Origin of the sequence: Erwinia sp. STN24, from assembly GCF_041320675.1 — a bacterium.
Lineage (GTDB): Bacteria > Pseudomonadota > Gammaproteobacteria > Enterobacterales > Enterobacteriaceae > Erwinia > Erwinia aeris.
Map to the genome: position 1 here is coordinate 498,367 of NZ_JBGGPM010000002.1, position 10,610 is coordinate 508,976.

A 10,610-nucleotide genomic window follows, 5' to 3' on the forward strand; every position below is an offset into this window, starting at 1 on the left:
GTTATTTCCACTTTGGTATCCAAAGCAACCGGCTATATTGGAAAACGGATCGGTAGCTGGATTGGCAGCAGCGTGGGTAGTTTTATCGAGGGAGGGTTTGGCACCAACGACAGCGCGGCTGCCTGAGCAATAACCTGACAGCCAATAATCCGGCCTGCGGGCCGGATTACTCCTGCTATACCAGCGCGCCGTAAATAGTCAGCAGCGCCACCACTACCACGATCACCAGCGACACTTTCTTGGCCAGCGCAACGGCAATTCGCGGCGTTTGCACCTTGTCCGTATGCAGATCGCGCGCCAGCGAAAACTGCGCCAGTCGGGTCAGCACCTGATATTGCGAGGTATGCCGGTCGCCCAATGAAGCAAACCAGGCCGGCAGCGCGCGTTCGCCATGTCCCAATAAGGCATAGGCAACTCCCGCCAGTCTTACCGGGATCCAGTCAACGCAGTGCAGAATAGCATCCACGCCGGATTGCGACCGTTCCAGTGGCGTATAACGACGCGCCAGCCAGCTCTGCCACGCGCGCAGAAAAGCATATCCCACCAGCAGAACCGGTCCCCATGGGCCGCCCACGACAAACCAGAACAGCGGTGCCAGATAAAAGCGGTAGTTAATCCACAGCAGCGCATTTTGCAGTTCGCAGAGATATTCGCGCTCGTTACACTCCATCGGCAGGCCGTGGATCAGCGTCAGCTCTTCTGCCATGGCGCTGTGCGCGTCCGTATCGTTATGGCTGGCCGCTTTCAGATAGGCATGATAATGCAGCCTTACCGACCCCGCACCGATGCACAACAGCCCAACGGCAATCCAGAACAGCAGCTGTAAAACGCCGAAAAAAAGGCCCTTCAGCGCCAGTAAACAGAGTGCGACCACCGCCATCGCCGCCAGCGTCATCGCCAGCGTGCGCAGCAGCGAAAAGCGCCGCTGACGACGGAACAACCGGGCCAGATGGTGATCCAACTGCCAGTGCTCGCCCATTTTAAACAAGCGTTCCCAACCCAGAACCAATAACAAACTAAAAAGCGTCATGCCTGTTACTCCTGCTGTACAGCGGAGGGATCGTGCTCCAGCCCGCTCCGAAATCTTTCCCAGTCAAACGCCGGTCCGGGATCGGTTTTTCTTTCCGGCGCGATATCACTATGCCCGGTAATATTTTCGACTATTTGCGGATAGTGCTTTGCCAGTAAACGGGTCACCGCCTGCAAAGCCTGGTATTGCGCATCGGTATAGGGCAGCACATCGATGCCTTCCAGCTCAATGCCAACAGAAAAATCATTGCAGGCCTCCCGTCCCTGATAGCAGGAAACGCCCGCGTGCCAGGCGCGTAAATCAAAAGGCACGTACTGGATGATTTCGCCATCGCGACGGATCAGGCAATGCGCGGAAACCCGCAGATGCGCGATATCCGCAAAGTAAGGATGGGCCCCGGCATCCAGCTGGCCGGTAAATAGCGCATCGATCCACGGGCCGCCGAACTCGCCCGGCGGCAGGCTGATATTATGAATAACCAGAAGCGTGGGCGTTTCGTTTTGCGGGCGCTGATTAAAATGCGGCGACGGCACCCGCTTCACGCCGGTCAGCCAGCCTGACTGCAACTGCATGGCCTGCTCTCCTTTTCTATAGATAACATCAGAGTAACATGAATCCCTGACGCGGGAAGCCCCGCCGCCGCAGAAACAGCTCGGGGAAGTTTCGTCGCTTTTTGCCCTGTCAGGCGGCAAAAAATCGGCTGCCCTGGCGCAGTAACCGACTCGCCAGCCGCAGGTAAAAAAGCTAGCATGGTTCTCTCTTCAATCCGCCCTTTTGGAGTTTGACCATGACAACCCGTCGCTACGATGCGGACAGCCGCCGTGCCGCGCTGTTGGAACGTATTAAGGATGATATTCCTCCTGCCGTCGCCCTGGCGCTGCGAGAAGACCTGGGCGGCGAGATCGACGCCAGCCGGGATATTACCGCCAGCCTGTTACCAGAAGATGCCCGCTCTCATGCCGTAGTGATTACCCGTGAACCGGGTATTTTCTGCGGGAAACGCTGGGTCGAAGAAGTTTTTATCCAGCTTGGTAATAAGACGCAGATGATTTGGCACGTGGAGGATGGTGACGCGATCGTCGCCAACCAGCCGCTGTTTGAAGTAACCGGCCCTTCCTCGCTGATACTGACAGCGGAACGCACCGCGCTGAATTTTGTCCAGACGTTATCCGGCGTGGCGACCGAGGTCAGCCGCTATGTGGCTATGCTTGAAGGCACCAAAACGCAGCTGCTGGATACGAGAAAAACGCTGCCGGGACTGCGCACCGCGCTGAAGTATGCCGTGCTGTGCGGCGGCGGCGCTAACCACCGACTGGGCCTTTCCGACGCTTTCCTGATCAAGGAAAACCATATTATCGCCACCGGTTCAGTACGCCAGGCCGTGGAAAAGGCGTTTTGGCTGCATCCGGACGTGCCGGTGGAAGTTGAGGTTGAATCGCTGGACGAGCTTAGTCAGGCGATCGAGGCCGGGGCGGATATCATCATGCTGGATAACTTCAGCGTTGAGCAGATGCGGGAAGCGGTGCGCCTGACCAACGGCCGCGCGCTGCTGGAGGTTTCCGGCAACGTCACCGACGAGACGTTACGGACTTTCGCCGAAACGGGCGTGGATTACATCTCGGTCGGCGCGCTAACCAAGCACGTGCGGGCGTTGGATCTCTCCATGCGCTTTCGCCCCGCTACCGCCCATTAATTTTACCTGTCATTTTAACGCCGTCTCCGGATGGCGTTTTCGCTCCCATCACTGAATTTTGCGAGCCGTCTTCCCGCCTTTTTGTGTGCTGATGTAATAGCGAAAGAATTCCTGCTGCCCTTCTTCGGAAACGTTTTTTTGCCGCTGGCCTGCGTTTTTTTTCAGCGGTACGTTGCTGACTCCTTAAACACATGGAAGTCAACATCATGAAAAATCAGCAGGGATTTACCCTGGTCGAACTAATGATAGTTATCGCTATCATCGCCATTCTCAGCGCTATCGGCCTGCCGGCTTACCAGAACTATCTGCAAAAAGCCGCGCTGACCGATATGCTGCAAACGGCAATGCCTTTTAAAACCGCCGTGGAGCTGTGCGCCATCGAGCACGGCGGCGCGGAAAGCTGTAGCGCAGGCAGCAACGGCGTGCCGTCCGGGAAAGGGTCGCGCTATGTTGCCACTGTGGCCGTGCAGGGCGGCGCGCTGACGCTGACGGGCCAGGAGAGCCTGAATGGCCTGACGGTAACAATGAAACCGCAGTGGGACGGTGCCGAAGGCCAAATCGGCTGGCAGCGCACCTGCGCCACCCAGCAAACGGGGCTGAAAGAAGCCTGTGAAAATATCTTCCGCTTTGACGATGACAGCGAGGTGGCGGAATGACAGCGTCTTCCTCTCTGCAGGCCGTCGAGGCCCTTTGTCAACGTCATCACGCCGTGGTGCTTTCGCTTACGCCGCAGCGGCTGCACATCGCGATGGCGACGCCGCCCTCGGCCGATATGATGGCGGCGCTGCGTTTTACCGCTCAGGGCGCGATTGAGATTGAGTACTGGCCACCGGCGCGACTGGAACAGTATCGACAGGATCGTCCGGCCGCATCGGAACCTGCGGCGGCACATAGCGAAACCACCATCCAGCGTATCGACAATCTGTTGGCGCTGGCGATACAGCAGCGCGCGTCCGATATCCACATCGAACCTCAGGCCGACGCGTTACGCATCCGTTTTCGGGTGGATGGCGTGCTGCAAAACGTGCCGACTTCGCCAGCCGACAACGCCGCGGCGCTGCTGGCAAGGCTGAAAATAGTCGCTAACCTGGATATCGCCGAACGCCGGATCCCGCAGGATGGCCAGTTCACGCTGGCACTGTTGGGAAAACCCACTTCCTTTCGCCTCTCGACGCTGCCCACGCGCTGCGGTGAAAAAGCGGTTATCCGACTGCTGCAAACTGACACCCAGTCCGTGTCGCTGGAGAATCTCGGCATGTCGCCAGCGGCGCTGCGCTGCTTTCGCGAGGCGCTGGCGAGGCCGCAGGGGCTGATTCTGGTTACCGGCCCTACCGGCAGCGGGAAAACCTTTACCCTTTACAGCGGGCTGAGCTCGCTTAACACGCCGGGCCGCAACCTGTGCAGCGTGGAAGATCCCGTGGAAATCCCGCTGCCGGGCGTTAATCAAACCCAGGTACATCCTAAAACCGGACTTGATTTCAACCGCGTGCTACGCGCTCTTCTGCGTCAGGATCCCGACGTAATTATGATTGGCGAAATCCGCGATGCGGAAACGGCGGAAATCGCCATCAAGGCGGCGCAGACCGGCCATCTGGTTCTGTCGACTTTGCATACCAACTCCACGGCGGAAACGCTGACCCGGCTAAGGCAAATCGGCATTCCCGGCTACCAGCTTGCCTCCGCGCTAAAGCTGGTTATCGCCCAGCGTCTGGTACGCCGTCTCTGCCCGCACTGTCGCGAACCCGCCGAAGCGCTGGCCCATTTCCCTCAGGATCTCTGGCCGGGTACGGTGCAAAACTGGCGCGCCGTCGGCTGCGAACGCTGCTATTCCGGCTTTTATGGCAGGCTGGCGCTGTTCGAGCTGCTTCCCGTTAATGCGCGGCTGCAAAATGCTATCGCGACCGACAGCGCTCAGGAGGCGCTGCTGAAAATTACCCGGCAGCAAAATATAAACTCGCTGTTTGTAGAAGGACTACATAGCGTGAATAAAGGCGAAACCACGCTGGCAGAGCTGAATCGAATTGTCGGTAATGACGATGACTGATCCGCTGTTAGTGGAATGGCAGGCCATGGACAAAGAAGGCGCTTTTCATCAGGGAGCCTGTTTTTGCCGTGGCCGCCAGGAAGCAACGGAACGGCTCATGGCGCTCGACCTGCTGCCGCTAAAGGTTAGCAAAGGACGCCGCTATCACGCCGGCGACTGGAAATGGCAGCACAAGATTACCTTTTTCCGCGAGCTGGCTACGCTTTTGCAGGCAGGCATGACGCTTTCTGCCAGCCTGCGGCTGACGGCTGAAGGCCATGCCGATCCCGGCTGGCAGGCTTTACTCACGCAGATAGAGCAAAGCGTGTCGGAAGGCATACCCTTTTCACAGGCGCTGGCCGACTGGCCTGTAGTTTTCCCACCGCTCTACCCTGCCCTGATCGCGGTTGGCGAACTGACCGGCAGAATGGACGAATGCTGTCTGCGGCTGGCCGGTCAGCAGGAAAGAGAACAACAGCTGCAAAAGAAAGTAATGAAAGCGCTGCGCTACCCGTTGTTTGTGGTCGCCGTCGCGCTGCTGGTCAGCATCGGGATGCTGGTTTTCGTTTTGCCGGAGTTTGTAGCTATCTATCGTTCCTTTAAAGCGCCGCTACCGGTTTTTACCGCGGCCATAATCGCGCTGTCCGAGGGGCTGCAGCGTTATGGCATGCTTATTTTGCCGCTGGCCTTCGGCAGCCTCGCTTACTGGCGCTGGCAGAGCCGTCGCCTGCCCGTCTGGCAGCGTAACGAGCAGCGATGTCTGTTACAGCTGCCGCTTATCGGCAGGCTTTATCGCGGCGGCCAGCTCAGCCGTATCTTTCTGACCCTGACGCTGACGCAGCAGGCTGGTCTGACGCTGTTGCAGGGGCTGCAGGCGGTAGAGAAAACGCTCGATCATCTGCTGTGGCGGGAGGCGATAGTCGCCCTGCAGCAGCATATCGCCGCCGGTAACCCGCTGTACCAGGCGCTGGCACAGCACGAGCTTTTCACGCCGCTGTGCTACCAGCTGATAAAAGTGGGCGAAGAGGCTGGCGCGCTGGACAGCCTGCTGCTGCGGCTAGGGGAATGGCATGAGGCCAGCACGCATGAGCTGGCGGATAATCTGGCCGCCGCGCTGGAACCGTTAATGATGATCGTTACCGGCGTGCTGGTCGGCACGCTGGTAGTCGCGATGTACTTGCCCATCTTTAACCTGGGCGATGCTTTGGGATAGTGACCGTTTTGACCAGGCGATATATTCACACAGAGGACGTATTAAGACAGACAACGCTTTAAGGCAGGCAATGTTTTGAAGCAGGTAACATTTTGGGACAGGCGACGCTTTAAGGCAGGCAAAGTGATGCCGTTCTGCCAGGCAGGGTGTGAAAGCGACAGCGTAAAAACCTGCCGCTCAGCGCAAGCGGCAGGCCGGTTGCCGACTTTAACGGTTGAACACCCGGTTTTCCTGCTCCGCCACGCGGATAAAGGTCGTGCGCTTGGTCAGCTCTTTCAGCCGCTCAGCGCCAACGTAGGTACAGGCAGAGCGCAGGCCGCCAAGAATGTCTCGCGCCGTGTTGTCTACCGGGCCGCGAACGGGAAGCTTAACGGTTTTGCCTTCTGCCGCCCGATAGCCCGCCACGCCGCCAACGTGCCGGTTCATCGCAGATTCAGAACTCATGCCGTAAAACAGCATAAACTGCTCGCCGTCCTCTTCCACCAGCGTGCCTTCGCATTCATCATGCGCGGCCAGCATCCCGCCGAGCATCACAAAATCGGCGCCGCCGCCGAAGGCTTTCGCCACGTCGCCCGGTACCGAACAGCCGCCGTCGCTGACAATTTGACCGCCCAGCCCATGAGCCGCATCCGCACATTCAATTACGGCGGAAAGCTGCGGATAGCCTACGCCAGTTTTCACCCTTGTAGTACAGACGGATCCGGGGCCGATGCCCACCTTTACGATATCGGCACCGGAAAGAATAAGCTCCTCCACCATTTCGCCCGTCACTACGTTACCCGCACAGATAGTTTTATCCGGGCAGGCCTCGCGAGCGCGCTGTAAAAACTCGACAAAGTGTTCGGAGTAGCCGTTAGCAACGTCAATACAAATGAAATTTAACGCGGGCGACAGCGCGAGGATCTGCTGCATTTTAACGAAATCGGCATCGGAAGTGCCGGTAGAAACCATCACGTATTGCAGTACGCTTTCAGGTACGCGATCGATAAAGGCCTGCCATTGTGCCACGCTATAATGCTTGTGAACGGCGGTAAGGACCTGGAATGAGGCCAGCGCTTCCGCCATGCTGAAGGTGCCGACAGTATCCATATTGGCGGCAATGATCGGCACGCCTGACCAGGCGACGCCGGAGTGTTTGAAGGTGAACTGACGGTTCAGGTCAACCTGTGAACGACTCTTCAACGTGGAACGCTTGGGGCGGATCAGGACATCTTTAAAACCTAGCTTAATATCTTCTTCAATACGCATAAATCACTTCCTGGTTGATGGCGCAATCTGATGATTGGGTGCTGCTGCCAGCTCCAGTAGCCTTATCATACGCGCTAAAAACGCACGGACAAGACTGCGAAAACAGGTTTATTTAGGCTACAATCCCATGAATTTATCTGTGATTCTCTTATGTGATCTGCACCCCACTTTTAGCGGCCGCGTCAATGCTGGCCTGAGCGGATGCGGTCACATCGGAGCCGTGAGAATCGGGACTATGAGCTATACTGTTGCGCTGACCGGTGGTATCGGCAGCGGGAAAACCACTATCGCTAACGCCTTCGCGGCCAGAGGCGTGGATATCGTTGACGCCGATATTATTGCCCGTCAGGTCGTGGAGCCCGGTCAACCCGCGCTGAAAGCGATACAAGAGCGGTTCGGTGCGGCGGTCATTCGCCCGGACGGCTCGTTAGATCGCGCCGCGCTGCGTCAGCGGATTTTTAGTTCCGCGCAGGAAAAAGCCTGGCTGAACGCCCTTCTGCATCCGCTGATCCATAGTGAGACCCGTCGCCAGCTGGCGTTAACCCGCTCCGTCTGGTGCCTGTGGGTCGTTCCTTTGCTGGTTGAAAACAATCTGCAACAGCTGGCCGATCGGGTGCTGGTTGTGGATGTCGATCGCGAAACGCAGCTGGCGCGTACCATGAGCAGAGACCACATCAGCCGTGAACAGGCTGAACATATTTTGGCTGCGCAGGCCACGCGTGAAGCGCGACTTGCCGTAGCCGACGACATTATCGATAACGGCGGCACACCTGATGATGTGGCCGCCAAAGTTGCCCGGCTGGATCAGCGCTATCGCCAGCTTGCCGGAGCAACAGATCAGGATTAAAGCATGAGCACAACGGTTTTATTTGAGTACCCATTAAATGAAAAAATGCGGACCTGGCTGCGCATTGAATTTTTGATGAATCAGCTGGACAGCAGCCGCACCATCGTCGATTCAGTCAGCGCGCTAACTTTTTTCCGCAATGCGGCCGAGCTGCTGGATGTATTTGAACGCGGCGAACTGCGTACCGAAATTGTCAAAGAGTTGGATAAGCAGCAGCAGAAGCTGCGCTCCTGGGCAGAAGTGCCGGGCGTGGATATGGATCTGGTGCATAAGCTGCACGACAGTCTGAAAACGCGTTCGACTGCGCTGATGGCCGCTCCGCGTATGGGACAGATGATGCGGGAAGATCGGTTGATCGGACTGGTGCGTCAGCGCTTAAGTATTCCCGGCGGCTGCTGCAGTTTCGACCTGCCTACGCTGCATATCTGGCTGCATATAGAACAGGAGAAACGGGACAGTCAGGTTGCGCTGTGGATGAACTCGCTGGCGCCTATCCGCGACGCGCTGACGCTGATTTTGGACTTAATTCGCCAGTCGGGCGCTTTTCGCCATCAGACCAGCCTGAACGGATTTTATCAGGACAATGCGGAAGGCGCCGATCTGCTGCGCCTGCAGCTGATGCTGGAGGACTCGCTTTATCCGCAGGTTTCCGGCCATAAAAGCCGCTATGCTATCCGCTTTCTGCCGCTCGACAGCGAGCACGGCGAGGTGCCGGCGCGCCTCGATTTTCAACTTGCCTGCTGCTGAGGTAATGATCAATGAATGAAGTCATCACTGTAAACTGTCCAACCTGTGATAAAGAGGTTATCTGGGATGAGCTGAGCCCCTGGCGGCCCTTCTGCAGCAAGCGCTGCCAGCTGATCGATTTGGGCGAATGGGCTAACGAAGAGAAACGTATTCCCAGCGAGGGCGATCTTTCCGACAGCGATGAATGGAGCGAAGAACCGAAAGATCGCTACTGAAAGCCTACTACCAGGAAGATGACCGCTGGCTGAATATGGCCCTTTTCAGCCAGCAGCGAGGCAATATCGTCTACGTTGACCCGCTCTGAAGACGAACAATATCGCCTGAATCAGCCCCGGCCTGCGAGCGATATCGCCTGAATCCACCCAAGCCTACGGGCAACGATCGCGTCTAAATCAGTCCGGCCTGCAGGCGAGCGATCAGTTCTGCATTGGCGGGAGGAAATTCTTCCGCCACCAGCGCCTGCTGCGCGACCCAACGTTGCGGCTGCCCTTCACGTCCCCACGGTTCGCCCTGCCAGGCCTCTACCAGAAAGAAATGCAGCGTGACCTGTAGCTCGCTGTCCGTATGGCTGGCCATACCGCAGGCCGATGCGCTCAGCGGAGTGATGCCCGTTTCTTCCTGTAGCTCGCGCTTCAGCGCCTGTTCCGGCGTTTCGCCTGCTTCGATTTTCCCGCCGGGAAATTCCCATCGGTTAGCCATATGGGATTTAGCGGAGCGCTGGGTTAGAAATATTCTTTTCTGCCCGTCACGAATGATGCCTACTGCCACCTGCAAATGCTTCATAACTGTTCTCTGGATTGCCTGAAGTACGCCGCCACTATTCCAGCGTTGCGGCACAATCGCAAGCCCGATTGTAAACTGCGAGCCGTTACGAAAATCAGCTATGTAACAGCATGAAAATGGCCGAAGGCCGGTACGGCAGTAAAAACAAAGCGTAGAATTTCGTTCCAGGGAAGCCCGTCTTAAGCAAAGCAGACAGGCACGGCGACGTCTGCCGACTCACGGATAAGAGGAGAGAAATATGCGCCGCATCTTTAGCCTTCAGGTAAACATGTTCATGCTGCCAGCGCTACTGGCAGTGACAACAATCGTTATAGCGCAGCTGCCTCTGAGGCTGTGGCTGCCGGCGCTGCTGCTAAGCTGGACGTTATTAGCACTGGCAGTCGTGGATTATCGCCTGTTTCTGCTGCCGGATATGCTGACGCTGCCGCTGCTCTGGCTTGGACTGCTTGCCAGCACGATCGGATTGCTGCCGGGCCTGACGCCGGAGCAGGCCGTTTATGGCGCAGCGGCGGGTTACAGCACGCTTTGGCTGCTCTCGCGCGGCTATTGGCTGCTGAGAAACAAAGAGGGGCTGGGGCTGGGCGATGCCAAATTACTGGCGGCGCTGGGCGCCTGGACGGGCCTGGAGCGGCTGCCCTGGATCGTGCTGCTGGCGACGCTTATCACCTCAGCCGCGCTTTTTGCCGCGTGGCTGATGTTCAGGCATCCGCTTAATGCGCCTTTCCCTTTTGGGCCTGCGCTGGCCTTTGCAGGCTGGACGATATTTCTCTGGCTCTATGGATAACGGCCAGGAGGCCGGCCCTGACGTGGCAAAGACTATAACTGGCATAACACGGCCTCGCTTTGGCAAAGACTATAACTGACGCAAGGTGAGCTGGCTTTAGTAAAAATTATGTGGCTGTGGCTGTGGCTGTGGCTGTGGCTGTGGCTGTGGCTGTGGCTGTGGCTGTGGCTGTGGCTGTGGCTGTGGCTGTGGCTGTGGCTGTGGCTGTGGCTGTGGCTGTGGCTGTGGCTGTGGCTGTGGCT

The 10,610-nt window shown here is 57.6% G+C and carries 12 protein-coding genes; 8 read left to right on the plus strand and 4 right to left on the minus strand.

Annotation, left to right across the window (positions count from 1 at the left end; all coding sequences use genetic code 11):
* Window positions 1-175: 175 nt before the first annotated feature.
* Together ampE and ampD are read right to left on the minus strand one after the other, a co-directional pair.
* Window positions 176-1,030, minus strand: a complete 855-nt coding sequence (gene ampE, locus ACA373_RS12575; protein ID WP_253455263.1) for a beta-lactamase regulator AmpE — start codon at window positions 1,028-1,030, stop codon at window positions 176-178.
* A 5-nt stretch (window positions 1,031-1,035) separates the two neighbouring features.
* The gene (ampD, locus tag ACA373_RS12580; RefSeq protein WP_370734577.1) at window positions 1,036-1,602 is read right to left on the minus strand and encodes a 1,6-anhydro-N-acetylmuramyl-L-alanine amidase AmpD; all 567 of its coding nucleotides are present in this window, start codon (window positions 1,600-1,602) and stop codon (window positions 1,036-1,038) included.
* A 215-nt stretch (window positions 1,603-1,817) separates the two neighbouring features.
* Here ampD and nadC point away from each other — a divergent pair, with 215 nt between their 5' ends.
* The 4 genes from nadC to hofC all read left to right on the plus strand — a co-directional run bounded on the left by nadC (window position 1,818) and on the right by hofC (window position 5,959).
* Window positions 1,818-2,723, plus strand: a complete 906-nt coding sequence (gene nadC / locus ACA373_RS12585; protein ID WP_370734578.1) for a carboxylating nicotinate-nucleotide diphosphorylase — start codon at window positions 1,818-1,820, stop codon at window positions 2,721-2,723.
* A gap of 206 nt (window positions 2,724-2,929) precedes the next feature.
* On the plus strand, window positions 2,930-3,379 hold the full coding sequence (gene ppdD / locus ACA373_RS12590) for a prepilin peptidase-dependent pilin (RefSeq protein WP_253455266.1): 450 nt from the start codon (window positions 2,930-2,932) through the stop codon (window positions 3,377-3,379).
* On the plus strand, window positions 3,376-4,767 hold the full coding sequence (gene gspE / locus ACA373_RS12595) for a type II secretion system protein GspE (RefSeq protein ID WP_370734579.1): 1,392 nt from the start codon (window positions 3,376-3,378) through the stop codon (window positions 4,765-4,767). Before ppdD ends, gspE begins: the two co-directional genes overlap by 4 nt.
* Complete coding sequence (hofC, locus tag ACA373_RS12600) at window positions 4,760-5,959, plus strand: protein transport protein HofC (protein ID WP_370734590.1); 1,200 nt, start codon at window positions 4,760-4,762, stop codon at window positions 5,957-5,959. Before gspE ends, hofC begins: the two co-directional genes overlap by 8 nt.
* A 207-nt stretch (window positions 5,960-6,166) precedes the next feature.
* Here the strand turns inward: hofC and ACA373_RS12605 are convergent, their stop codons facing one another.
* A complete protein-coding gene (locus ACA373_RS12605) occupies window positions 6,167-7,207 on the minus strand; it encodes a GMP reductase (RefSeq protein WP_253455268.1) in 1,041 nt (346 codons plus the stop codon).
* A 235-nt stretch (window positions 7,208-7,442) separates the two neighbouring features.
* Between ACA373_RS12605 and coaE the strand changes: the two genes are divergently transcribed.
* Genes coaE through yacG form a run of 3 tightly spaced genes read left to right on the plus strand, consistent with a single transcriptional unit; the run spans window position 7,443 to window position 9,016 of the window.
* Complete coding sequence (coaE, locus tag ACA373_RS12610) at window positions 7,443-8,054, plus strand: dephospho-CoA kinase (protein WP_301251446.1); 612 nt, start codon at window positions 7,443-7,445, stop codon at window positions 8,052-8,054.
* 3 nt (window positions 8,055-8,057) lie between these two features.
* Window positions 8,058-8,801, plus strand: coding sequence for a cell division protein ZapD (zapD, locus tag ACA373_RS12615; RefSeq protein ID WP_125289008.1), 744 nt, complete (start codon window positions 8,058-8,060; stop codon window positions 8,799-8,801).
* A gap of 11 nt (window positions 8,802-8,812) precedes the next feature.
* A complete protein-coding gene (gene yacG, locus ACA373_RS12620; RefSeq protein ID WP_253455270.1) occupies window positions 8,813-9,016 on the plus strand; it encodes a DNA gyrase inhibitor YacG in 204 nt (67 codons plus the stop codon).
* Between the two features lie 172 nt (window positions 9,017-9,188).
* Here the strand turns inward: yacG and mutT are convergent, their stop codons facing one another.
* Window positions 9,189-9,584 (minus strand): 8-oxo-dGTP diphosphatase MutT, encoded by a 396-nt coding sequence (mutT, locus tag ACA373_RS12625; RefSeq protein WP_301251449.1) that lies wholly within the window; start codon window positions 9,582-9,584, stop codon window positions 9,189-9,191.
* Window positions 9,585-9,822: 238 nt separating this feature from the next.
* Between mutT and ACA373_RS12630 the strand changes: the two genes are divergently transcribed.
* Window positions 9,823-10,368: an A24 family peptidase gene (locus tag ACA373_RS12630; protein ID WP_370734580.1), complete on the plus strand. Its 546-nt coding sequence runs from the start codon at window positions 9,823-9,825 to the stop codon at window positions 10,366-10,368.
* The last annotated feature ends 242 nt before the right edge of the window (window positions 10,369-10,610 follow it).